Consider the following 22,171-nt stretch of genomic DNA (forward strand, 5'->3'; position numbering starts at 1 on the left):
ATTTCCGTGGGGTGAGCGCGTAATGTCTAAGAATATCAGGTATCGTATTCTCACGGAAGCAAGCGTTCGAATGAAGTCGATACCATCGTGGAGGGCGGCCGCGCGGTCGTCGGAGGATTGACTGAGATGTCCCTGAGAGGATGCGCCGGCGGCTCGATCGCCGCTTTCTTGTGCTCCGCCGCCGGCCTGATGGCGGGAGGCGTCGTCGGATACTACGCCGGCCTGGATCAGGCCGCGCATGAAGGATCCGCAGGATGGTGGGATCTGCGCGGCCTGTATGCGCCCTTCGATGCGCTGATTGGAGGCGTTATCGGAGCCGCGATTGGCGCCGGGGTCGCAATGATCGCCAGACTCATCGACCAGGCACAGGCGGCCATCGTGACCGCGTTTGTGATTATCTCCGGCGTCATCGGATTCGCGACGCCGAAGCGATACCAGGATGCGCAGGACCAGTCCACCCTTCAGAGTCTGCGCGCCGCGCAGGCGGACAGCGCCGCGCGCGCCCGTCAGCAGGCAAACTATGGAAGCCTCAACGCGAACCTCGCCACCCTGCAATACCCCGGCTCTCGGCTCCAGCCGCAGCAGCCGGGCAATCCGCTATCGATGACCAGCAGCGACGCTCCGCAAGCCGTCGCCGATTATTACCAGCGCTTGCTCGGCGTCCCGTTGACCGCCTCCGCCTGCACGATCGGTCCAGGGAACCAGTGCTGGGACACGGACGCCAGCTACCAGGGGACTCCACTCCATATCACGATCACCAGCGACGATCTCAACGACGGCGGCAAGTCGGCGGTCCTGATCTCGACATCCGATCAAGCTTCCTCGCCGCCGATCAGCTCATCAGCCATCGCCTCTGCTCCTCCCAGCAGCCCACAAACCGCGCCGCCCGTTTCGGCTACGCCGGCGCCGGCAGCCGCTCCGGCCGATGCCGTCACTCAAGGTCAGGCCGTCTTTCTGGACGCACAGCGGGCCAAGATTGTGAGACTTCGCGCGGAGCTGCCGACGCTCGGGTACTCCGGCGCGAAGGAGACGAGCGACGGCGACCCAAGCTTGATCGTGAACTTTATCACCCCGGACCCTGTCGATACCGTCGGCTCCTACTATCGCGACCAGCTTGGCCTGCCGCTGCGCCGCGTTCAGGGCAAGGGAACGATGGTCTGGGTCGGCGATATCGTTTATCACAATATACCGGTCCATCTCGCCGCCTTCGGCAAAGACGGCGTGACATATATTCAGATGTCGTGACTCCGTCCACCCGTTTAACCCTTCACCCATGGCGTGAAATCCCCCATCCTGGCGTGCCCCACCGGGTTTTCTCCCCGCGCGATCAGTTCCTTGGCGATCGCCACCGAGAAACATTCGACCGAGGAGTGCTTGTTTCCGTAGAACGAAAGCAATGTCTCCGGCTCGACCACCAGGATCCCCGACGCGGTCTCCACGCTGGCGACTTTTTCCATAAAGAGATCGAAGATCACTTTCACGGGCCGCTCGCCCTCCACGACTTTCGTATATCGCACAAAGTGATCCGTGACGCCGTCAAATCGCGTCCAGATCTTTTCGTAGCCCTGCGCCGCCATCCGCTCCATCATCCGCCAAAGAACATCGGGATCCACAAAGAGATCCGCGTCCTTATGATCGTGCGCATGCTTGAGCTCCACGTGCGGCGGACTCATCAAGTGCCAGGCCCAGCCTCCGCTGACAACAACCAGATCGCGAAACGTCTCGATTTCCGCCTGCATCACGGCAAGGTCTACGGCGTTCCACTGCTCTCCATAGCGCTTTGTGTTATGCGGCGCTCCCATAATCTGCCCCTCCCCGCCCCGTTCGGTATTTCTCCTTCCTTATCGCTTTGCATAAACGATGCGCTCAACGAGCATCTTATGATTTATGACAAGGGGCCTGGCAAATCAATGGTTGACAAAGCAATCTTGGCTGGGCTATAATATGGCGTCTAGAGTGCTGTTTCGATGGAAAAGCTGTGGCCTGCCGTGCGGGAGTAGTTCAGTGGTAGAGCGTTTGCTTCCCAAGCAAAATGTCGCGGGTTCGAACCCCGTCTCCCGCTCCATTTTTCGACAAATCCAGACAATGTACGCCGCCGTGCCCAAGTGGTAAGGGAGAGGTCTGCAAAACCTTTATGCAGCGGTTCGATTCCGCTCGGCGGCTCCAAAACACAAAACGCCCTCGCATCCGAATGGATGCGAGGGCGTTTTTAATTCGGCATTGAGTTCGCCGGCTACACGGCGTTCGGCAGGGAACGGTAGTAAGCGACGGCGTTCAGGTAGATCGTGACTTCGCTTCGGTCGTCCTGCACCAGCCGGATCGCGCGGTCGTCATACCAGCGGATCGCGCCGATAAACTCCTCGCCGCTCAGCAGCTTTACTTGCAGGTTCGTGCGACCGTCACGAAACTTGATGAGCTCAACTTCGCGCGAGGAGATTCGCTCTTCCGGCGTGGAGACTCCTCGGCGGTTCAAATCCGGCATCAGGTCCATCAGATGACGTCTCCTCAATAGCGAAGGCCGGCTGCGGCAAATGCCAGCGCCGGCCATTCGGGTCAAATGGAAGTTATTTGCGGCGGCTGGACGGGGCCGTCTTTGCCTTCGCGGCCTGAGCGGCCTTGTAGCGCTCCTCGGATCGCTTCCGAGTGCGGCGCAGTTCTTTCGAGCGGATACGCATAGTGTTTATTCTCCTCCCTTTAGTAATTCGCGCAAACGCGCGTCGTTCACTTCATACTCAAACAAAACCCGGCCATCGAGCGAAACTACCGGAATCTGCTCGCCGTACTCAGCGGTCAGCGCGGGGTCGTCGTTGATGTTGACGGAAGTCAGCGTAAACGGAATATCGCGCTGTACGGCCAGAAGCACATCAAGCGCCTCATCGCACAGATGACAGCCGGGTTTTGAATAGAGAGTAATACTGGACATGATTGGTCCCCTATTATAGCGTAGACGCGGCGCCATGTCAACGCGGCCCTCCGACGTTACGCCGAAAACGCGGCGCCGCAGCGACTGCAAAAACGATCTTCTGTCCTTCGCGCCGCGCCGCATCCGCCACAGCGTTGTTCCTGGCTGTCCTCCGTCTGCATCTGATAGGGTCGGTCCACGGGTCCATAGCGCAGCGCAGGCTCCGGGCTCCAGTTTTGCATCTCGGCGTATGATCGCCTTAATATCTCCCATTCCGTTGCTCCGCGATACCAGCTGTCAAAGAAATGCAGAAAACCGAGGTCCGGCGTCTTTCCCTCATGCTCCGCACGGCGGTACGCATAGTCAACCATCTCCTGCTTAAGGATGTTCCAATTGCCGCGCGCGGCGCCGAGCGCAAGGATGCCGGCGATCATCAAAAGTAACCCAAAACCATAAGGCGCGGGATTGAATATGACGTGCGTTGTCGGCGGCGGTAAAATTCCTGCGGGAATATAGGTCGTCGCGCAATCGACCGGACGACCATCCACCACGCATTGCGTTCCTTCGCCATAATCCGTAACGGTTTGTCGATTCCACCCCAATGGCCCCGCAAGTATCAGCAGCATCCAGCCCGCAAAGAACACACATCGGCCGATGTTGGTCCGCTGCTGCAGCGATCGCAATACGCCGTCGTCATCCATTCCGCCACCCCTCCCGCGTCCATCGTCGTAAGTTTCGCGTTCTCAACGGTTTTTGACTCGGAAGACAGAGAAAAGTTGCGGAATCAGAGAATTCCATGCTCCGTGAGTATCCGATTGATGATTTGAGCTTCGGTCTCAGTCAGCACATCGGCTCTCGGATACAGCGGCGCCGATCGATCGTCGACAATGGGACAGTCCCATCCTTCCGTAGTCCGAACGAAATCCTCGGCGCCGGCCACGCCAAATGTGCGCAAATATCCCGCCAGCACACAGTCGAGATAGGTGCGCCAGATGGGATATTCATCATCGCCGGCTCGGCGATACGGCGGCTCAGAGAGATAAAGGAATCCTGGGATGATCTCGGGCTTGCGGGGCGCACGCTCCAACGAAACGCTCACGCGTTCACGCGAGTATCCTTCTTCGCGTTCGTCGATCTTTGCCAAACCGTCATCGCTGTCGGCCACGAAGACGCCGGAGAGGATGACGCCGTCCCGGGGCGCCACGGTCAGAGCGCAGCATTTGTGGCCGTTCAGAAGAGAACAATGCCTCCACTGGCGGATCCAGCCCTGGACAAAGCTTCGCCGTCCAGCGCCGCCGGAGCGCGTGCGAGAGTTGACGAGCGAGCCGTAGCCGAAATATCCGGTGTGACGATCATCCATGGGCTGGGGCATACGACCTTAACTTCCGCCGGATCCGGAGGAGGCGCTGTCGCCGCCGCTGTCGTTGCTGAACCATTTGTTGTAGAGCTTGTCGTACGTGCCGTTTTCCTTGAGGGTCAGCAGCGCGTGGTTGACAGGCTTTCGGTAAGGGCTGTTGGGAGGAAAGACGATGCCGTAATCTTCTTTGCGGAAGATGTTGCCGACAACCTGGACGCTGTTTTTGCCGTCGTGGGACGCGTAGTATTGCAGCACGGGCGCGTCGTAGACAACGGCGTCCACCTTGCGGGCTTCCAGCGCTTTGACGGCGTCGTCGATCTGCGGATACTCGGCGACGAGGTAGTGCTGCTCGCGCAGATACATGGCCGACGAGCTGCCGGCGGTGGTCGCAATGCGCTTGCCGGGAAGATCGCTGAGGCTGTGGATGCTCCCCTGAAGCTGCTGCACGGTCAGAGCCGTGGTGACTTCGGCGGTGAAGTAGGCGACAAAGATCACGCTGACGAAGATCCAGATCACGGCGACAAATCGGCCCAGCGGCCCCTTGGGCATCTCGTCCATCTGAGTGCCAAGCACGCCCGCCGCCCACCAGGTGGCTTTGAAGATGCCCGGAAAGTACTTTCGGGTTTCGACAACGCCGTTCGGATGATGGCGCTCCACCAGCCAGATCACATGCGCGGCGGCGATGATGATCAGCACGGTAAATCCCAGCAGTTGGAGGATCGCCGGCGAGAACAAATCCTTGAGCACCGCCTCCAGGTGACTGCCCTCGCCATTTTGCCCGGTGCTGCGCACCATGATCTGAAGGCCGGAATCGTAGATCGGCTGCGAGAAATCGAAGATCTTGTCGCGGTCCGAGGTAATGGAGATCGCCGCGACGCCCAGATCCGCCTGGCCGTTCTGCACGGAGTCCAGCAGCGATTTGATATCCGGCGCCACCGTCGTCTGCGACTGAACGTGGAGTTCGTCGGCGATGCTGCTCCAAAGCTCGGTGCTGAATCCTGTCAGCTGATCGCCGTTCTTCATCACAAACGGCGAGACGATACGGGTCGCCACGCGCAGCGTCGGCGGCATTGCGGCTTGATCGGCCGCGGGCGTCGCCGGCGGCGTGGCCGAGACCGGCGCGGGCCGAAGGGCGCACAGGGCGAAAATCAGAAAAAGCCCAAGGGCGATGAAGCGGCGGCGCGTGAAGTGGAGGGGCATATTGTCCTGGGTGATCCTTCCAGTAAAATGGAAAACAATCGCGCGAACACCGGCGCGCGACTTCCCTTCTATTATATTTCCCTCCGCCTTCATTCCGGCCGGGAATGGCGTTAAGTTTTTGCAATGTTAGAAACACGCGGCGTCCGGGGTAGTAACAAATCAGATCGCCGTCGCTCCTTGAGAGAAAAAAGTGGAGCGAAGACGGGAACAACAATTTCGCAATGCTCGTCCAACGGACAGAGCAGAGATTTTTGGAAGGAGCAAGACGATGAACATTTTGAAAAAATTGACGATGCCCGCCCTCGCGGCGACAATGGCGATAACGGCGTTGGCTCCCACAGCCGTCATGGCCGACAGCAGCCAAAAAGATAAGAACAACTGGCGCAACGGCGCCATCGGCGCGGGAGCCATCGCGCTCTACGGCCTGCACAACCATGACGCCATCACCAGCGTCCTTGGCGTCGGCGCCGCCGCGTACTCCGCCAAAAAGTATGAAGACGCCCGCAAGCAGCAGTCGCAGGAATCCAGCGACCGCGCCCGTTACCACCGCTCCGGTTCCAGCAGCAACTATAACGGCGGCGGCAATTACGGCAGCGACCGCAAATACTACTGGTACGACGGCCATCGATACTACAAAGACAACAATACCGGCCAGCGCGTCCAGGTTTACTAAGTTCGATCAGCAAACAAAGACACAAAGCCCCTTGAGCTCTCGCTCAAGGGGCTTTTTTCCTTCCGATTTCAGGGATTTCTCGGCGGAGGCGCGGGGTCTCCCGCTGCGCCGCCGCTGCCCCGGAACTTCAGCATCGCGCTTTGATCTCCCCTTCTGAGAGCGGACCAATAGGACGCGGCTCTATTTTGCTGGGCGATGGGGTCCGTGGATTCGAGGGGAGCGGGTTTGGCGGTGCGAAACGTCAGGTTCGGCATCTCAAGGATGGGACGCCCCGCGCCGGTATAGCCGATAACCTTGCCCGGCAATACTCCCTGCGTCGTGTGCGGGGTGAGAATGTATGAGACTTTCCATTCGGTGTGCGTCTGGCGGGCGGCCTGCCTGGCCGCCTCGCCGGCGGTAAGCGATGCGTCGGAAAATGTGATGGTGGACTCCAGGGATGCGGGCGTCTGCACGGTGGCGGCGTCCACACCGGCGATCAGCGCGATGGCTTTCGCGGCGGGGAGCGTGCGGCTGCTAAAGACAATCGGAGCGTCGGCGGCGTCAATCGCGGGATCCTGCGCCGCCGCTCCGGGAGCGGTATTCGTAAGAAGAAAGACTTTTTGATAGTCCGCGTTGAGGGCGTTGGCGAGCGAGTTCACGGCGTCGAGCAGAGCGCCGTCGCCGCCCGGGTTCTCCACGGAAAAAGTGACCTTACGCCGCGTATCCACGCCTTTCTTCAGCTCCAGCGTCACATGGAAGGTCTGATCGATGCGGCTGACCGCCTCGGAGACAGAAGCCGCCTGAAAATCCAGCGTATCGGCGGAAGAGGAGACCGGCGCGCACAGCGCGGCGGCGATCGCCGTCGCCGCCAGAAGCCTCTGTAAGCAGGCGTGACCGTTCGTCTGATTGGCAAGCATGACGTTTTCTCCTCAGGATGACCCACGCGCTCATTCTTGACAATTCTATCAATCAGCACAAGAGGAATCCATGGAAACGCGCTTCACGATATGGAAATTCTTTACCTCCCTTTCCAAACCTCCGACAAGTGACGCGTAAGCGTGCAAGACGGTCCGCCACACGCGATTGATATCAATATCTTCATGGTTCATATCCGCAATTCCATTGGCGGCGAAGACGCCCCATGCGATAATGGCGCAATCCAAATTGCGGAACAATTTCGCCAATTGTGACGATCGCTATACAGATTGCGCCCTTGGCGGTAAGGAGAGCCAGCCCGCAAAGATCAAGAGTCCGGTTCGAGAACTCACGACATATAGGAGGCGTTTCCATGATCAGATCGCGCAGTAAGCCGAAGAAAACAAATACTCAACGTATTTTTCTGGGACGAAGTCGGGCGCTCATTCTTTCATTTGTCACAATGAGTGCTATCGCAACAATAGCTCCCCAAGTTCACGCAGCTCAGGGAACCTGGACGGCGGCGCCTTCCGAGACCGTCAACGGCGGCCCGGCGTTCGGCCTCTGGCTGCTGACCGACGGCAGCGTCCTCTCGCACTCCAATGCTCTGAACCACTGGTGCAAGCTCGTTCCCGACGCCAACGGCAGCTACGCCAACGGGACCTGGGTTCAGCTCGCCAACAGCGCCTACGCTCGCGGCGGCGCCACCGAGCACGTCCTCAAGGATGGCCGTTTTCTCGAAGCGGGAGGCGAATATATCTACGCCTGGCCGACGGGAGGCTCCAGCGCCGATCAGAATACCGTGGAGATCTACGATCCGGTCGCCAATACCTGGACTCTTCAGGCCCCGGGGCTTGCGGGCATCATCGGGGACACGAGCAGCGCGACGCTCGCCGACGGCACGCTCTTCTACACAAACTACGGGAATAACAACGGCACGCAGATTTACAACCCCGTCACCAACACCTGGGCGGCGAAGGCGACGAAGCCCAACAATGGATCGGGCTGGGTCGGCGGCGTTGAGGAATCGATGGCGTCGCTTCAAAACGGCGGCGTGTTCGCTCTGTCCGAGCAGACATCCGCCGTCTACGATCCCGCGTCGAACACCTGGACAAGCTCGGGGGCTCTGCCGTTCTCCACGACGAGCTGGGGCGATATCGGCGGCATCGCGCAGCTATTCGACGGCCGCGTGTTCGCGATGGGCATCGGCGTGACCGGACTCTTCACGCCAGGATCGACGCCGACCACGGCGGGAACGTGGACCGCCGGCCCGGCGCTTCCGCATGGCAACGACTTTGAGGACGAGTACTGCGTGACGGAGCCAAATGGCAAGGTCATGTTCGTCACATATCCCGCCGGCGGCAGCCCGAACTCCCTGGCCGAGTTCGATCCCACCACCAATACGATTACCGAGATTACCCCGCCGCCGGACACGGTAGGCGTCTATCCCGTCAGCTATGTGAATCTGCCGAACGGTCAGGTCATGGTGTGCTGTGGCGGTCTAGACTGGCTCTACACGCCGAACGGCGCGCCAAGCGACTCATGGCGCCCCACGGTCAGCAGCGTCGCAGCGAACAGCGACGGCTCGTACACGCTGACCGGCGCGCAGCTCTCGGGCCTGGTCAACGGCGCCGATGAAGGCGACGATATGACGATGGCGCAGAACTACCCCATCGTCTCGCTCACGAACAGCACCGGAAAGGTCTGGTACTGCACGTCCTACGCCTTCAGCACCATGATGCCCAAGGCCGGCAGCGCGGCGCAGACCTGCAAGTTCCGGGTCCCTTCCGGCCTCGCGGCGGGCGCATATAGCCTCTATGTCTCCTCGGTGGGCGTAAAATCCAAAACCGCCTATTCGTTCACCACGGCCAGCAACTACACGCTGGTGAGCAGCCCGCCCAATCTGTCCATCAACCAGGGATCGAACAAGACCGACCTGATCACGATCACCCGGTCCGGCGGGTTCACCGGCAGCGTCGCGCTCACCGCGACGGGTCTTCCCAGCGGCGTGACAGCCTCGTTCAGCCCAGCAACCGTGACCAGCTCCGGCTCCACCAGCACACTGACCTTGACGGCGAGCAGCACCGCGACCGTCGGGTCGGCCACCGTGACGGTCAATGGAACGAATGGCTCAACCGTCCACGCAACGACCATCGCCTTGACCATTGTGAACACGGCGCCGCCCAGCCCCACCGCGTTCTGGAAATATGACGAAAGCTCCGGAACATCGGCGGCGGACGCTTCGGGCAACAGTCACACGGGAACCGTGACGGGCGGAACCTGGACGACCGCCTCCAAGGTCGGAACCCATGCGCTCAGCCTTGCCGGCGCGGGATATATGTCCGCGGCCAGCGGCGTTATCAACACCTCATCGAGCTTCACCGTGGCGTGCTGGGCCGAACTCAATAACACGTCCGCTTATGAAGATTTCCTCACGGTGGACGGCGCCAATGTGAGCGCGTTCTATCTCCAGTACAACGCCGGCAATGGGAAGATCTCCTTTAACCGGCTGGCCAGCGATTCCGTAAGCGCGGCCTCCACGATCGCGGCGGCGTCGGCCGCGCCTTCGACGGGAACCTGGTACCACGTGGTCGGCGTTTACGACGCCACGGCGCAGACGATCTCGCTCTACATCAACGGCGCGCTCCAGCAGACAGCATCGTTCACGACCCCATGGAATGGAACGGGAAGCCTGCTCGTCGGACGCGGCCTCTTCAGCGGCAACGCCACCGACTATCTCAATGGCGTCGTGGATAATGCGCGTGTTTACAACAGCGCGCTGACCGCCGCGCAAGTCTCCACGCTCTACTCCAGCGGAGGATAGTCACGATCGACCGGCCACTCCAGGTGACCCCGCCCTTTCTACCTACCCCCGACCTTCGGCCGCCCCCTCCGGGGCAAACCCACCCCGGAGGGGGCGGCCAAAGGCCGGAGTAGTCACACGGAGAAACGACCGAGAGAGAATCAGGATATCAAATATCTTATGCCATCGAGACGTGATTTCCTCAAACAAGCGGCCCTGAGCGGCGCAGCGGCGATGCTGGGATCTCTCCCGCAAGCCGAAGCGTCGGGAGACGCACCGCTCGCGCTCCCAGCCGGGCGGACGCTCGAATACTGGATCCAGGCGGACTCCCTGCCCTGGATTCTTGCCCCGAACGGCCGCGACTCGATGACGGGCGCTGCTTATGACGCGGCTCAAAGCTCGTTTGTCACGGTGGGCTACCGGGCCTATTCCGAGAACTGGGCCGCCCTGCTGCCGCCCGATCCCGGGATCGGCGAAAACTCGGGCATCCCCGGTCCCATCCTCCGAGCGCGAGTCGGAGACACGATCGTCATCCATTTCAAAAACAACGACGTTCGTCCAAAGCCGGCCGCGCACAGTATCCATCTCGAAGGGCTGGTCCGCGAGATGGAGAACGACGGCTTCTGGCGCAGCAGCGAGCCGAACCTGCCGGGCACGGCGGTCTATCCCGGCGAAACATACACCTACCGTTACACCGCGCCCGCAAGCGCCGCCGGCGCGTGGCTTTATTCCGATTTTTCCGCCTCCCGACGTATGAAAGGACGCGGCTTCGACATTCGGATCTACCGGGATGTCCCCGTCTATACCCGCGCCAAGCCGCAGGAGCCCTCCGAACTCGACGCTCCCGTGGGAGCGCAGTTTGGGCTCTTCGGCATGGCGATTATCGACGACGAGAACACAAAGCCTGCGGACCGCGAGAACGTGGTGATTTTCCACGATCTCTATTCCGACGATCTGCCGATGCTGGTTCAGGATTTCGACTGCATCAACGGCCGATCGTTTCTTGGGAACACTCCGACCTTCCAGGCGCGAACCGGCGAACGGGTGCGCTGGCGCATCGGATCGGTCGGACGCGAGAACCATGTCTTCCATATCCACGGCCATCGCTGGCGGATGAACGGAGCCTTCACGGACACGCATCTCCTGGCTCCGGGAACGACGGCGACTTTCGACTATCTCGAAGATTCTCCCGGGGAATGGCTGTACCACTGTCACTTCACGGAACATATAATGGGGGGAATGGCGGGGCTTTATGTGGTGTCGTAATGTCATGGCGGCGACCGTCGGGATCCTCTGGAGCGTGATGGGGGGCGCACACGCCGCCGAGAACGCGCCGCATCTCGCGCCGGCGACGATGCGCGCGACCGGCCTGGACGGCAAGGCGCGACTTTTGCCGCTCCGCGCATCTCGGGCGACCGTATTGGTCTTTCTTCTGAGCGACTGCCCCGTCTGCAATCGCTACGCGCCGGAAATTCAGCGACTCGAAGCCGACTATCGCCGTCAAGGCGTGGATATCGATGTCGTCTATGAGGATAGCGATCTCACGCGGACGCAGGCGCTGCGGCACGCCAAAGCGTACGGTCTGACCTGTGGACTTCTGTACGATCCCGCGCACATGCTGGCGCGCCAGGCCGGCGCGGGCTCCGTTCCCGAAGCCGTCGTGCTTTCCTCGGATGGCGCGGCCCTGTATCACGGCCGGATCGACGACCGATTTCAGCACTTCGGGATGGCGAATCCGGCGCCGGCGCATCGCGATCTGCGATCGGCGCTCGATTCGGTATTGACCGGCGCGCCGGTCGCGGTCACGCAGACGCCGGTTGTCGGATGCGTCATCCCCAAAGATTGAGGGAAGCCACGGTACGATGAAGCCATCACGCGCATTTCTGATCGCCGCCTCGGTCCTGGCGCTCGCCGCCGGCCTATCGCTCCAGCGCGCCGCGCCGACGCGCGCCGATGCGCGGGAAGCGCCGACTCCGAACTACCGCCAGGACATCCGCCCGATCGTCGCCGCGCACTGCGTCTCCTGTCACCAGGAACATTCGGGCGCGCCCTTCCCGCTGACGACATATCGGGATGTGGAAAAGAGAGCCGCGCAGATCGCCCAGGTCGCGACGGCGAAGTTCATGCCGCCCTGGAAGCCCGATTCTCATGGAGAACTGCTGGGCGAAAACCGCCTGTCCACACGGGAAATCGATCTTTTGCAGCGATGGGCGGCTCAGAATACTCTGGAAGGACCGGCAAGCGGCGCCGCGCCGGACGTCTCCGCCGCCATCCCCCTCAACCAAGATTCCCGCGCCGGATTAGGAACGCCCGACGCCGTCCTGGAGCCGGCGGAGACGTCTCATATTCCTGCCGACGGGCCTGATTTCTACCGCTGCTGCATTCTGCCCACACGCTTCGCCGAGGATCGGCATCTATCGGCGATTGTCCTGGAGCCGGGCAGCGCCGCCGTCGACCATGCGCTCATTTACCAGGACACGAGCCATCAGATACGCTTGATGAACGCCGTGGCTCCCGGCGGCGCGTTCCGGGTGCAGGGAAGCACGACGGGGCTCCAGCCGGCCATGGTGATCGGCGGCTGGGGCGTCGGCGCGCATCCGGCCCGCTTTCCCGCCGGCGCCGGACTGCTGCTTTCGCGCGGCGCGGACATCATCGTCGAAACGCATTACCGCCCAAGCGGCAAACCCGAAACGGATCGGCCGCGCCTGCTGCTGTACTTTTGCAAGGCGCCCGTGACGCATCTCGTCCGCGTAGCCCCGGTCATGCCGCGCGTCCTGCGTCTCCCGCCGAACGTCACGGATATCCATGTCGGCGGACAGAGTCCCGTCACGAGCAATATCTCCGTCCTCTCGATCCTGCCGTATATGCGGCGGCGCGGCGCGGCGATCACGATGGGAGTACTGACATCCGAGCAGAAGCAAAGTGTCCTGCTGAGCATCCCGCAATGGGACTTCGACTGGATTGGGGAGTATCGATTCCGACAGCCGGTTCGGATCTTGGCTGGATCGATGCTGACGATGGAGGCGATCTTCAACAACGCCGTTCCAGACAGCGATCGGGACGAAACCGTAACACAGAACGGTCTGGTCTGCTGGGGCGATGCGCCCACGGATGAGAACGCCGTCGCCTACATCTTCTACACCACCGACGCGGAATCCCTCGGCCGGCGCGACATCGCGGGTGTCCCGCCGGCCGGCGGACCGGCGCAGGCGGGGATGCGAAAAGTCATCCTCAAGATGTTTGACACGAATCACGACGGGACGATCTCACCGGAGGAATATCGTCATATGAGCGGTTATTTCCATGGCGGCATGCCGTCAATGGCGGGAATGGAGATGTAACGATGGACAGAAGAACAGCGCTCACCCAGACGAACTCTGGACTCCCTCCGGTCAGCCGCCGGAGCGTACTGCGCGGAGCGATGGCCGGCGGAACGGCGCTGGCGCTTGGCGCGTTCGTCCCCAGCGCGACCGCCGCGCAGGCCGCTCCGCGCGCCATCGGAACAATTCGTGAATACTGGATCCAGGCCGGCTCGTTTCCCAGAACGCTCGTCAGCGGCGGTCACGACGATCTGCTCGGCCGCATCTTCACGCCCGAAGACAGCGGGTACTGGGCGCTCGGTTACCGCGCTTACACCCCGAATTGGGCGAAACCGCTGGCGTCCGATGCGAATCACGGCGAGAACGCCGGAATCCCCGGCCCGGTCATTCGCGCAAATGTCGGCGATACGATCGTCATCCACTTCCGCAACAACGACACGCACTATCGATTCCCGCACAGCATCCACGTCCACGGCCTGGTCTACACTCCGGAAAACGACGGCGCCTGGATCTCCTCCAAATCAAATGCTCCCGGAACGGCCGTGCTGCCCGGACACACGCACACATACACTTACCGCGCCGATGCGACATCGGTGGGGACCTGGGTCTACCACGACCACTCCCTGCCCCAGTCCCTTGGCGGCGGCGCGCCCGTAATGGATCTGAGCACGCAGCTCGGCATGTTCGGACTGATCGCCGTGGACGCGCCCGGCGCTCCTCCCGTGGATTGCGAGCACATCCTCTACTTCCACCAGATGTACGCCGCCGACGTTCCCTCACTCGCTCAGGATTACGCCTGCTTCAACGGCGCCGCGTTTCTGCCGAACACCCCCGTCTTTCACTCAAAAGTCGGCGAGCGAGTCCGCTGGCGAATCGGAGCCCTCGGCCAGGAATTCTACACCTTCCACCTGCACGGCCATCGCTGGAAGACGGGGGACGGCTATAGGGATACAGCCCTCATCGGGCCAGCGTCGACGGCCACCATCGAGTACGTGGAAGACAATCCAGGCAGCTGGTTTTACCATGCGACCTCAACCAACCACCTCGTCTCCGGCATGATCGGGCAATATTTCGTGACCAAGGCGTAACCCACAAATGGCATCGGCTTACATGTACCAAATTCCACTGCCCCATTTCAAGTTTTCAGATTCGGAAGACCCACCGCCGCCGCCTTCTCGCTTATAAACCGTGAGAAATCGCTGGTCAAATTGCGCGTTACCCTGACAATACATGTCCGCGATCTCGCCACGCACCGTCCAATATTCGGACAGTTGCCCGATATTCGCATAATAGCGCTGAAACTCTTCAGAGTTACACCAAATCGCGAGCGCGTATTCGGGCAGAATGGTCGGGCGCTTGATTTTTGCAAGCGTCTCCAGCACTTGTTCCGGCGTGTAATATTGCGACGTGAGGTGGTCTTGTTTCAGCAGGTCGCGCAGTCCGGTGAGATAGAACCAAATCTGCTTGCGCTTTTTGATTTTACGGATGTATCCAAACATGCGTGAGCGCTCCAAAGTCGCTTAATCTTCGATCAGCCGAACAAGCCCGATGAAATCGTCGTCGCCCCACCCTTCGCCCAGGGCGCGTTCGTAGAGGGCGTTGAGGTTTCGGGTTTGGGGCAACGGGTGCTCGCCGGAGGTCTCCAGGGCGAGGCGCAGGTCTTTGGCCATGTGCTTGAGGGAGAACTGGGGGGCGTAGTCGTGCGCGATCAGTTTGGGCTGTTTGAGGTCGGAAAGGCCGGAGCGGCCGACGTTTTGGCCGAGCGCTTCGAAGAAGATTTCATCCGAGATGCCTTCGCGTCGCGCGAGGGTCAGGCTTTCGCTCAGTGCCTGCGCCATGGCGGCGAGGTTGAGGTTCATGGCGAGTTTTAAGGAGGACGCCGCGCCGATGGGGCCGATGTGCAGGATCGTTTGCGAGAGCCTTTCGATGATGGGGCGGATCTTGTCGATGGTCGCGGGATCGCCGCCGAGATAATAAACGGTTTTGCGCTGCTCGGCCGCCGGTTTGCTGCCGGTGAAGGGGGCGTCGATGTAGAGGCCGCCTGCCGCCATCACTTGATCCGCGAACCGGCGTGTCCACTCCGGGGAAATGGTGCTGGACTGCAAAACGACGGCGCCGGGTTTGAGACTGGGAAGCGCCTGCTCCAGCACGGACTGCACGGCCGGCGGGTCGGCGACGACCACGATCACGAAATCGGCGTCCGTCACCGCCTCCGCGACGCTGGCGCGCTCGCCGGGGAAGTCTTTCGGCGTTCGGTTCCAGGGGCGCACGTCGTGGCCGTCCTCGGCCAGGTTCTTCGCCCATGCGCCGCCGATAATTCCCAATCCCAATACCGCGATGCTTGTCATAAATATTTCTCCCAATGGACTTTACCGGATGATACCCCGTTCGTCGATTTTCCGCGTTCGCAAAACACGGCAGGTATAATGAGCCTGCATGGCTTGGAGCACGGCCGGCCTGAGAAGGATCCCGAATGTCCGAAAATCCCGAAGCGCGGCGAGTCCGCGCGATTGCGATCGCGCTGGTCGGCGGCTCCTTCCTGATTCGGTTTTGCTACGTCTTTCTTCTGACCCAGTATTCCCATTATCTGGTGAGCGATATGGGCGGATACTGGGCGCGCGCATGCCGTCGGCTTGATGGCGACAGCGGCTCCTATTTGCAGTGGTCCGTGTGGCCGCCCTTCTTCCATATCCTGCTCTCCGGCGTCTTATTTCTGTTCCAGAAACTTTCGATGCCGTCCGGGCTCTGGCTCTCCTGCGTCGTCTTGCTCCAGATCGCGCTGGGGAGCCTGTCCGTATTCTGGGTCTATCGCATCGCCCACGGCGTCTTTGGCCGGGAGCGCCCCGCGCTCGCGGTCGGCGTCGTGTATGCCCTGACCTATCCCATCATCTACTTCAATGCGTTTCTGCTTTCGGAAAACACGGCGATCCCGCTCGTGATCGCCGCGGTCTGGCTGCTGCTGCAAAAGACATCGAAGCGGTTTGAGATGTTTTACGCGGGAGCGCTGCTGGGGCTGGCGTGCGGGATCCGCCCCGCCGATGTTCTGTACGCAGGTTCCTTTCTGCTCTTTCTCTGGACGGCGCTGCGCCGGCCGGCGACGGGCGATGCGGCGCGGAACTGGCGGCGCTGGGCGCCGATGGGAACGTTCGCGCTGGGCTTCGCCGGCGTCGTCGGGCTGATCTGCTTGGAGAATGCGCGGATCTCCTCCGGCGCGCTCTGGGGCCTCGGAGCGAACGGCGGAATGAACTTCTTTATGGCCCAGTGCAAAATCGGCCATCTGGAATCCCATACCGTCTATCAGGGCCATCACTTCGACTACTCCTTCAGCCACCCCCAGTTCGCGGGCGAGCGCTGGCGCGCGAAGTTTTCGACCGAAGTCGGCCTGCAAGACCAGGGCTACTTTTACCGCATGGGACTGCGTCAGCTGCGCCATCTCACGACCTGGCGCGACGACTTATGGGAGATGCGCAAGCTCCTGATCGGCCCGATCTTTCCCACATTCAACGATGCATGGGGATTCCAGACGCTCGATCTGCTCACACGCTGGACCCTGGCGCCGATGTTTCTCGTGGCGCTGATCGCGCCGCCGGCGGCGCGGCTGCTGCGCCGCCCCTGGGCCTCGCGCGAAATCCTGCTGCTGTGGTCGATCGTCGCTCTGACAGTCGCCACATGCTTCTTTTACGGAAACGAGCGCCGCTTTCTCTATCCAACGATCTTCGCGGCGGAGATTATCGTCGTTTCCCTGGCCTGCCGCGCGGCCTCTTCGCTGTTATCCCGTTTACGCAGGGCGCGCGCCGGGAAGACTCATTCCACCAGGCAGTCGCGATCATAACGCAGAATTCGAAGAGGAATATTGGAATGAGCCTTCTCGCTATCGATAACTGGCTGCGGTCCCCGGCGGACCATGACATCATTTCCCGCTGGACCGTCGGCGCGGGGCAGGAGCGCAGCCACGCCCTGTCCCTGCCGCAGCCACGCGATCCGCAGCGGTTCTCGTTCCTGGCGCTGGGCGACAGCGGCGACTCGGAGAGCGCGGGACCGGGCGTCTCGCCCCAGGACGCCGTGGCGCGCGAGATGGTGCGCGACACGCGCCTTGCGGGAGACTCCGGCGCGGTGATGGTGCTCCATATGGGCGACGTCGTGTACATGACCGGCGAGCGCCGTCTTTACGACCGCAACTTCCGGCGGCCCTACAGCCCGTTTCTCACCGAAAGCAGCACCGTGGGCGACTTCACGTTTCGTCTGCCGTTCCTCCCGGTGCCGGGCAACCACGACTATTACGATCTCGGAGCGTGGGCGAAGTGGCTCGCCAACGCGCCGCTGGTAGGCGCGGGGCTGCGCGCGCTCTGGCATGAGATCATGTCGTTCAATGTCCCCGAGGGCGGCTCGGAGATGGGCAAGACGTACATGGACGCCTTCGTCGATTTGCAGGCGGACACGTCGCTCCATCCCCTTCCCTATGCGCTCAGCGCGCGGACGCGCCTGCCAAATCGATACTACAAATTTCAGCTCGGCAATGTCGATTTCTTCGCGCTCGATTCCAACACGCTGGACGCTCCCTCCCCGCAGGCCGACTCCGGGCAGGTGCGGCAGGACGCCGCCGACCGCGTGACCGATCTTGAAGCCAAAGCGCGCGCCGTGGACCTCGATATCCGAGCCGCGCGTCAGGAGCTGGAAACGCAGCGCGACGCGCGGCGTCTCTCGATCGCCGGCAGCGCCGAGGAGCGAATGCGGGTCACCGAACTTTCGCTGGATGTGGGGGAAGCGCTGGAGCGCCTGCGCGAGCTGCTGGAAGGCGCGGAGATGTCCGCCGCCGAGGGGCGGCGCGCGGCGCAGTCCGTCCGGATCGCCGAAACGCATTGGGACAAAGCCGCTGCGGATCTCAGCGAAGCCTCGGGAGATGGGATTGTCCGGGCGCTGGCGCGTCAGGAGACGGTGAGCGACGAAGTGTGCGCGTCGCTGTCTACCCTGGAGGAGTTCCTCGCGGTGCTCCCCGAGGGACGCCCTCGGGCGTCGATCCTGGAGACACGCCTGGAGATGGAGCGCGCTCTGCACGCCTGGGCGATCAGCGTGTCGCCCATCACCGGCGACGCCTCCGCGCGGCTCAAGGAGCTCAGCGAAGGCGCGCTCGACTTGCAGCGCGAGCTGGCGCTTGCGCGCCGCCGATCACGCTTCCAGCCCGAGGATCACGATACGGCGCAGCTCACATGGCTGGACCGGGCATTGGAAGAGTCGGTGCGGCTCCGCCCGAACGCCTGGCGCGTCGTCTATCTCCATCACCCGCTATACACGACGATCGGCAACCACTGCGAACGGTCGGACGTGCTCGACGTCCGCGACAATCTGACCCCGATCCTCGCCAGACGCGCTCACCTCATGCTCGCCGGCCACTCGCACGCGTTCGAGTGGTTTCGCTCGGAGGCTCTGCCGGAAATGGGCGTCTTCGTCACGGGCGGCGGCGGCCAGGTCACTTTGCGTCCAAGCATTCTCAGTCCCGATCGATACACGCGCTTTTCCGGCGCGTACGACGCGCTGCGCCGGGCGGGCGTCACGGAATGCGCCAGCGCCGGGGCGGGTCCCGCCGCGCCGGATGGGTCGGACAGCCCACTCTACCATTACCTGAACATCGAAGTGACGCCCGACAAACTGATCGTCCGCCCCATCGGCGTCCGCCACGCCGACGACGGCTTTCGGCGCGAAGACCCGATGCCCGTCCACCACACGCCGGCTCTGCCGGAAGGGCGCCCACCCTTCGTCGCGCGATCGCTCCACGCCGTGGAGATCACGCGCGGCGCCGCGCCGCAGGCCATTTGGGTTTAACCGAACAGACTCCGCTCCAGGGCTGGACGGTTCTGCGCGAACGCGCGCGTCTCAAGCTCCCAGTATTCGTACTGCCCCTGCTCGACCATTCGGGCACGCGCCGGATCGCCCGCCTCCGCGCCGGTCTTGATCCAATCCCGAAGCAGGCGCAGCGCGTCCTGCGTCAAATTCAGCAACTCCGGCGTGGCGTCGACGCCGTAACAGGAGCAGAATAACTTGAGGCGCCGGCTTCCATCGGCCAGCTCCGCGTGCGCCATCTCCGCCATGGGACCGCCGCCAAAGGTCAAGGGCGCCATCCAATAGACGGCGTAAGCCACATCCCGCAGGCGCGGCCCCGGTCCGGCGTCGTCAAAATCGATGGCTGCATAGGGTTTTTCGTCCTGGCAGACCCAGTTGTAGGGCGCGAAGTCATTGTGGCAGATGATCTCATGGCGACTCGGATCCGGATGGGCGTACGACCACGCGTCGCCGGGCTCCGTCTTAAAATCCCGCACGGCGTCATGGTAGCCGCGCAGCAGATTCGCGGCGGCGATCAGCGCGTCATCGCCCTCCCAGAGATAAGGCAGAAATCCGACGTCGCCCGGAAGGTAGGTAAGGATCTCGCGCCCCCGTTCGTCCACCCCGAGCAGGCGCGGGCAGCCGGTAAAGCCTTTGGCCTCCAGATGCCGCAGCAGGCGATGGATCGTGGGACTTCGCGGCGTCATCGCGCGGCGGACCGTATCGCCGACACGCACAACTCCCATGTTACTGTTGCCGCCCGTCAGCGGCTCTTCGCGCTCCGGTCCTTCATGTTCTTCGCTGGACATCGCTTCCTCCCATTCCATATTACTTCTTTATCGCCGCAAACACGTAGAATTCCCAGCCAAAATCCCAGCAAAAAAAGCCGCTCCGGCAATCCGGAGCGGCAATCGATTGCGTTCGTAGCGCAAGGAAGAATAGTCTTATTTTTCGGCCATCGTTTTGGCGATGCTGAGCAGATCCGTCAACGGCATGCGACCGATGGCGACGTAGCGGCGTCCGTCGGCGACCCAGGCGACGGCGCTTTGGCCGTCGGCGCGCTCCTGCGTGAAGGCGTGGATCGTGGAGGTCAGCACGGCGGGCTTCCAGCTGGCGCCGCCATCGGCGGAGGGCACAAGCTCCGTCGCGCCGTTGGCGGCGTTGTTCGTCACGAAGACGGACAGCGCGCGCGGGCCGTTCGTGTACAGCACGTGGATGGCCGCCGTGGTGGACCTGGGCGCGCGGACCACGGACTGAACGTGGAAGCCGGCGGTGTCGGAAGGAAGATCCAGAAGGCGCGCTTCGCCGGCGGCGTTGGGCGATGGCTGCGCGGCGGCGGTCAGGACGCGCGCGCCGCGCGGGATCGCCGGCTGGAAGGTCGCGGGCGTTACGACCGGTTTGACGACGATCTGCGACAGCTCGACACGGCGAGTCAGCGCGCCGTGCGGATCGTAGTTCTCGGTGCGCAGGCTGCGGCCGGACGCGTTGTCGATCCACAGACGCTCCACCAGGGCTCCGCTCGCGGATTGAACGCGCAGGATCTGCGCGGGCCGGCCGCCGACATCCGCCGTTCCCGGCTCGATCTCGCGCCGCCAGAGCGGGTCCGGCGCCGGGCTTCCCGTCTCCGCCGAAACGCTCTCGGGGGTCGGCCGGCGCAGCACGGTGCGGCTGCGGGGCTCATACTGCCAGGTCGTGGCGCCGTCGCACACCACCACGCGCCCGCGCGCGTCCGCCGGCTCGGAGTAGGTCAAGCGAAAGCGTCCGCCGGTCCCCTCGATCATCTCCATCACCGATCGCCGATCGTGGCTGTCCCCGCGCGAGGTGATGACGACATGCGCTTTCAGCGGCGTGTCCGTTGTCGCCTGAAGGCTGCTGGCCCAGAGCGAGTTCGCGGCGGGATCCGACGGCGAAGCCGGCGCGGGGACCGTCGCCACCGTCATCGATGTGGGCCGGTTGCATGAGGCGAGCATCAGACAGCCAAGAGGCGCCAGCAAAAGCCAGGGCGCGCGGGCCAGAATGGGTCGGCCGGAAGGTGTCACAGGCTCCCGCCCACGGATTCGTCGGCGGACGCGATTAGCGTGGCGCGGCCTTCCGCCGCCAGATCGCGGTGTCCCACGGGTTCGGCGGAGGTCAGCCCCACCAGATGCGCGTCGTGCAGGGCGTAGAACTGCGACATCTCCATCGTATTGGGAAGCGGCGTCGCCGTGGCGGGCGGCGTGCTTGGGCTGAACACCAGGAAGCCGACGCAGGCCGCCGCCGCGCCCAGTCCAAGGGCGTAAGCCGGTCGCAGGGTAAAGGATGGCCAGGCGCGGCGCGGCGCGCGAAGCGCCGATCCGTTTTGAGCGGTTTGGCGCGACCGGGCTTCCAGCAGGCCGAAGACACGGTCGCGCGCGCCGCCGTCCTGCGGGGCGGCGAGGCTCTGCATGGCGGCGCGCACTTCGCGCAGGCGGTCGTATTCATGCCGGCACGCAAAGCATTCGTCCAGATGCGCCGCCGTCAGAGTGGCTTCCGATCCATCGAGATCGTTGTCCAGGAGCCGGCTCAGATTTTCCCTTGTGTCATGACAGTTTGGCATGGCGTTCCGTTCTTTCCCACGCGCCTAGCTCCAGCCAAGCGATTCCAAAGTTTTGCGCATCGCGGTCCGTCCACGATGGATTCGCGAGCGCACGGTGCCGATCGGCAGTTTCAGCATCTCCGCGATCTCGCTGTAAGGCATCTGCTCCACATCGCAAAGCAGCACGGCGGCGCGGTACTCTTCGGGAAGAGCGTCCAGCGCCTTTTGCATTCGTTCCGAAAGGGTCGAGTCCATCAAAGAGATCTCGGGATTGGCGAGATGGTCCACGACATCACAGGTCTGCCCATCGCCGTTCTCATCCGTCCAGCCCGTATCGAGACTTTTCGCCTGACGCAGTTTCGCGCGGCGGGTCATGTCGATCCGATTGGTCGTCAGGATACGAAAGATCCACTTGTCGAAGCCCTGCCCCCGGTACTGCCCGAACGCCTGAAACGCTTCTCCTAGACTTTCGGCCAGCAGATCCTCGGCGTCATCAGCGTTCCCGCACATCCGATAGGCGTAGCGCCAGAACCGGTCCCAGTCGCGCGCGACCATGACCTCAAACGCCCTCAGACGATCCGCCGTCTGATCCTTCGCCCCGGTTTGAAAACGGGTCAATCCGATTGCAGCTCCCACATTTAGCGCCAAGAT

22 protein-coding genes and 2 tRNA genes are annotated in these 22,171 nt (G+C 62.5%); 11 read left to right on the plus strand and 13 right to left on the minus strand.

From position 1 onward, the window contains the following. The first annotated feature begins 126 nt into the window (after window positions 1-126). The gene (locus D5261_RS01630; RefSeq protein ID WP_119320212.1) at window positions 127-1,245 is read left to right on the plus strand and encodes a hypothetical protein; all 1,119 of its coding nucleotides are present in this window, start codon (window positions 127-129) and stop codon (window positions 1,243-1,245) included. Between the two features lie 14 nt (window positions 1,246-1,259). On the opposite strand, the gene D5261_RS01635 is transcribed toward D5261_RS01630, so the two are convergent. Continuing rightward, window positions 1,260-1,802, minus strand: a complete 543-nt coding sequence (locus tag D5261_RS01635; protein ID WP_119320213.1) for a hypothetical protein — start codon at window positions 1,800-1,802, stop codon at window positions 1,260-1,262. Between the two features lie 188 nt (window positions 1,803-1,990). Between D5261_RS01635 and D5261_RS01640 the strand changes: the two genes are divergently transcribed. Together D5261_RS01640 and D5261_RS01645 are read left to right on the plus strand one after the other, a co-directional pair. Next, a tRNA-Gly gene (locus tag D5261_RS01640) sits at window positions 1,991-2,065 on the plus strand. Between the two features lie 26 nt (window positions 2,066-2,091). Further along, window positions 2,092-2,166, plus strand: a tRNA-Cys gene (locus D5261_RS01645). Window positions 2,167-2,233: 67 nt separating this feature from the next. Here D5261_RS01645 and D5261_RS01650 read toward each other — a convergent pair. From D5261_RS01650 to D5261_RS01670, 5 genes are all read right to left on the minus strand, one after another. Then, on the minus strand, window positions 2,234-2,491 hold the full coding sequence (locus D5261_RS01650; RefSeq protein WP_119320214.1) for an Hfq-like protein: 258 nt from the start codon (window positions 2,489-2,491) through the stop codon (window positions 2,234-2,236). Window positions 2,492-2,680: 189 nt separating this feature from the next. Further along, window positions 2,681-2,923, minus strand: coding sequence for a glutaredoxin family protein (locus tag D5261_RS01655; protein ID WP_119320215.1), 243 nt, complete (start codon window positions 2,921-2,923; stop codon window positions 2,681-2,683). Window positions 2,924-2,979: 56 nt separating this feature from the next. Next, window positions 2,980-3,603, minus strand: a complete 624-nt coding sequence (locus D5261_RS01660; RefSeq protein WP_119320216.1) for a hypothetical protein — start codon at window positions 3,601-3,603, stop codon at window positions 2,980-2,982. Between the two features lie 83 nt (window positions 3,604-3,686). Continuing rightward, window positions 3,687-4,274: a gamma-glutamylcyclotransferase family protein gene (locus D5261_RS01665; RefSeq protein WP_119320217.1), complete on the minus strand. Its 588-nt coding sequence runs from the start codon at window positions 4,272-4,274 to the stop codon at window positions 3,687-3,689. A gap of 6 nt (window positions 4,275-4,280) precedes the next feature. Next, window positions 4,281-5,459, minus strand: a complete 1,179-nt coding sequence (locus D5261_RS01670) for a transporter substrate-binding domain-containing protein (RefSeq protein ID WP_119320218.1) — start codon at window positions 5,457-5,459, stop codon at window positions 4,281-4,283. 268 nt (window positions 5,460-5,727) lie between these two features. Here D5261_RS01670 and D5261_RS01675 point away from each other — a divergent pair, with 268 nt between their 5' ends. Further along, entirely contained in the window at window positions 5,728-6,132 is a 405-nt protein-coding gene (locus D5261_RS01675) for a hypothetical protein (RefSeq protein ID WP_119320219.1), read from the plus strand. 68 nt (window positions 6,133-6,200) lie between these two features. Here D5261_RS01675 and D5261_RS01680 read toward each other — a convergent pair whose 3' ends face one another. After that, entirely contained in the window at window positions 6,201-7,028 is an 828-nt protein-coding gene (locus D5261_RS01680; protein WP_119320220.1) for a hypothetical protein, read from the minus strand. Window positions 7,029-7,489: 461 nt separating this feature from the next. On the opposite strand from D5261_RS01680, the gene D5261_RS01685 reads away from it, so the two are divergent. From D5261_RS01685 to D5261_RS01705, 5 genes are all read left to right on the plus strand, one after another. Then, window positions 7,490-9,850: a LamG domain-containing protein gene (locus D5261_RS01685; RefSeq protein ID WP_165864010.1), complete on the plus strand. Its 2,361-nt coding sequence runs from the start codon at window positions 7,490-7,492 to the stop codon at window positions 9,848-9,850. Window positions 9,851-10,009: 159 nt separating this feature from the next. Continuing rightward, on the plus strand, window positions 10,010-11,095 hold the full coding sequence (locus tag D5261_RS01690; RefSeq protein ID WP_119320223.1) for a multicopper oxidase domain-containing protein: 1,086 nt from the start codon (window positions 10,010-10,012) through the stop codon (window positions 11,093-11,095). Continuing rightward, on the plus strand, window positions 11,082-11,675 hold the full coding sequence (locus D5261_RS01695) for a redoxin family protein (protein ID WP_119320224.1): 594 nt from the start codon (window positions 11,082-11,084) through the stop codon (window positions 11,673-11,675). The genes D5261_RS01690 and D5261_RS01695 overlap by 14 nt, the downstream gene beginning before the upstream one ends. A gap of 16 nt (window positions 11,676-11,691) precedes the next feature. Further along, window positions 11,692-13,170, plus strand: coding sequence for an EF-hand domain-containing protein (locus D5261_RS01700; RefSeq protein WP_119320225.1), 1,479 nt, complete (start codon window positions 11,692-11,694; stop codon window positions 13,168-13,170). A 2-nt stretch (window positions 13,171-13,172) separates the two neighbouring features. Beyond that, complete coding sequence (locus D5261_RS01705) at window positions 13,173-14,237, plus strand: multicopper oxidase domain-containing protein (protein ID WP_119320226.1); 1,065 nt, start codon at window positions 13,173-13,175, stop codon at window positions 14,235-14,237. An 18-nt stretch (window positions 14,238-14,255) separates the two neighbouring features. Here the strand turns inward: D5261_RS01705 and D5261_RS01710 are convergent, their stop codons facing one another. Then, entirely contained in the window at window positions 14,256-14,648 is a 393-nt protein-coding gene (locus tag D5261_RS01710) for a DUF6559 family protein (protein WP_119320227.1), read from the minus strand. A gap of 21 nt (window positions 14,649-14,669) precedes the next feature. After that, the gene (locus D5261_RS01715) at window positions 14,670-15,497 is read right to left on the minus strand and encodes an NAD(P)-dependent oxidoreductase (protein ID WP_119320228.1); all 828 of its coding nucleotides are present in this window, start codon (window positions 15,495-15,497) and stop codon (window positions 14,670-14,672) included. 125 nt (window positions 15,498-15,622) lie between these two features. Between D5261_RS01715 and D5261_RS01720 the strand changes: the two genes are divergently transcribed. Together D5261_RS01720 and D5261_RS01725 are read left to right on the plus strand one after the other, a co-directional pair. Continuing rightward, window positions 15,623-16,981: a glycosyltransferase family 39 protein gene (locus tag D5261_RS01720; RefSeq protein WP_119320229.1), complete on the plus strand. Its 1,359-nt coding sequence runs from the start codon at window positions 15,623-15,625 to the stop codon at window positions 16,979-16,981. A gap of 26 nt (window positions 16,982-17,007) precedes the next feature. Next, a complete protein-coding gene (locus D5261_RS01725; RefSeq protein ID WP_119320230.1) occupies window positions 17,008-18,969 on the plus strand; it encodes a hypothetical protein in 1,962 nt (653 codons plus the stop codon). Here the strand turns inward: D5261_RS01725 and D5261_RS01730 are convergent. The 4 genes from D5261_RS01730 to D5261_RS01745 all read right to left on the minus strand — a co-directional run bounded on the left by D5261_RS01730 (window position 18,966) and on the right by D5261_RS01745 (window position 22,138). Further along, a complete protein-coding gene (locus D5261_RS01730; RefSeq protein WP_165864011.1) occupies window positions 18,966-19,775 on the minus strand; it encodes an aminoglycoside phosphotransferase family protein in 810 nt (269 codons plus the stop codon). The two genes, D5261_RS01725 and D5261_RS01730, sit on opposite strands and share 4 nt — an antisense overlap. Window positions 19,776-19,910: 135 nt before the next feature. Continuing rightward, window positions 19,911-21,005: a LolA family protein gene (locus D5261_RS01735; protein WP_119320232.1), complete on the minus strand. Its 1,095-nt coding sequence runs from the start codon at window positions 21,003-21,005 to the stop codon at window positions 19,911-19,913. Beyond that, complete coding sequence (locus D5261_RS01740; protein ID WP_119320233.1) at window positions 21,002-21,541, minus strand: anti-sigma factor family protein; 540 nt, start codon at window positions 21,539-21,541, stop codon at window positions 21,002-21,004. Before D5261_RS01740 ends, D5261_RS01735 begins: the two co-directional genes overlap by 4 nt. Before the next feature lie 24 nt (window positions 21,542-21,565). Next, on the minus strand, window positions 21,566-22,138 hold the full coding sequence (locus tag D5261_RS01745; protein WP_165864012.1) for a sigma-70 family RNA polymerase sigma factor: 573 nt from the start codon (window positions 22,136-22,138) through the stop codon (window positions 21,566-21,568). Window positions 22,139-22,171: the final 33 nt, after the last annotated feature.

Origin of the sequence: Capsulimonas corticalis, assembly GCF_003574315.2 — a bacterium.
In the GTDB taxonomy this organism is placed as follows: domain Bacteria; phylum Armatimonadota; class Armatimonadia; order Armatimonadales; family Capsulimonadaceae; genus Capsulimonas; species Capsulimonas corticalis.

What these genes read in the sequence shown, in the direction of transcription:
- D5261_RS01700 (WP_119320225.1), top strand. Translation starts at nt 11,692, where the DNA reads ATGAAGCCATCACGCGCATTTCTGATCGCCGCCTCGGTCCTGGCGCTC.
- D5261_RS01655 (WP_119320215.1), bottom strand. Translation starts at nt 2,923, where the DNA reads ATGTCCAGTATTACTCTCTATTCAAAACCCGGCTGTCATCTGTGCGAT.
- D5261_RS01670 (WP_119320218.1), bottom strand. Translation starts at nt 5,459, where the DNA reads ATGCCCCTCCACTTCACGCGCCGCCGCTTCATCGCCCTTGGGCTTTTT.
- D5261_RS01675 (WP_119320219.1), top strand. Translation starts at nt 5,728, where the DNA reads ATGAACATTTTGAAAAAATTGACGATGCCCGCCCTCGCGGCGACAATG.
- D5261_RS01630 (WP_119320212.1), top strand. Translation starts at nt 127, where the DNA reads ATGTCCCTGAGAGGATGCGCCGGCGGCTCGATCGCCGCTTTCTTGTGC.
- D5261_RS01650 (WP_119320214.1), bottom strand. Translation starts at nt 2,491, where the DNA reads ATGGACCTGATGCCGGATTTGAACCGCCGAGGAGTCTCCACGCCGGAA.
- D5261_RS01720 (WP_119320229.1), top strand. Translation starts at nt 15,623, where the DNA reads ATGTCCGAAAATCCCGAAGCGCGGCGAGTCCGCGCGATTGCGATCGCG.
- D5261_RS01680 (WP_119320220.1), bottom strand. Translation starts at nt 7,028, where the DNA reads ATGCTTGCCAATCAGACGAACGGTCACGCCTGCTTACAGAGGCTTCTG.
- D5261_RS01635 (WP_119320213.1), bottom strand. Translation starts at nt 1,802, where the DNA reads ATGGGAGCGCCGCATAACACAAAGCGCTATGGAGAGCAGTGGAACGCC.
- D5261_RS01665 (WP_119320217.1), bottom strand. Translation starts at nt 4,274, where the DNA reads ATGCCCCAGCCCATGGATGATCGTCACACCGGATATTTCGGCTACGGC.
- D5261_RS01695 (WP_119320224.1), top strand. Translation starts at nt 11,082, where the DNA reads ATGTGGTGTCGTAATGTCATGGCGGCGACCGTCGGGATCCTCTGGAGC.
- D5261_RS01705 (WP_119320226.1), top strand. Translation starts at nt 13,173, where the DNA reads ATGGACAGAAGAACAGCGCTCACCCAGACGAACTCTGGACTCCCTCCG.
- D5261_RS01690 (WP_119320223.1), top strand. Translation starts at nt 10,010, where the DNA reads ATGCCATCGAGACGTGATTTCCTCAAACAAGCGGCCCTGAGCGGCGCA.
- D5261_RS01710 (WP_119320227.1), bottom strand. Translation starts at nt 14,648, where the DNA reads ATGTTTGGATACATCCGTAAAATCAAAAAGCGCAAGCAGATTTGGTTC.
- D5261_RS01725 (WP_119320230.1), top strand. Translation starts at nt 17,008, where the DNA reads ATGAGCCTTCTCGCTATCGATAACTGGCTGCGGTCCCCGGCGGACCAT.
- D5261_RS01730 (WP_165864011.1), bottom strand. Translation starts at nt 19,775, where the DNA reads ATGTCCAGCGAAGAACATGAAGGACCGGAGCGCGAAGAGCCGCTGACG.
- D5261_RS01660 (WP_119320216.1), bottom strand. Translation starts at nt 3,603, where the DNA reads ATGGATGACGACGGCGTATTGCGATCGCTGCAGCAGCGGACCAACATC.
- D5261_RS01740 (WP_119320233.1), bottom strand. Translation starts at nt 21,541, where the DNA reads ATGCCAAACTGTCATGACACAAGGGAAAATCTGAGCCGGCTCCTGGAC.
- D5261_RS01685 (WP_165864010.1), top strand. Translation starts at nt 7,490, where the DNA reads ATGAGTGCTATCGCAACAATAGCTCCCCAAGTTCACGCAGCTCAGGGA.
- D5261_RS01715 (WP_119320228.1), bottom strand. Translation starts at nt 15,497, where the DNA reads ATGACAAGCATCGCGGTATTGGGATTGGGAATTATCGGCGGCGCATGG.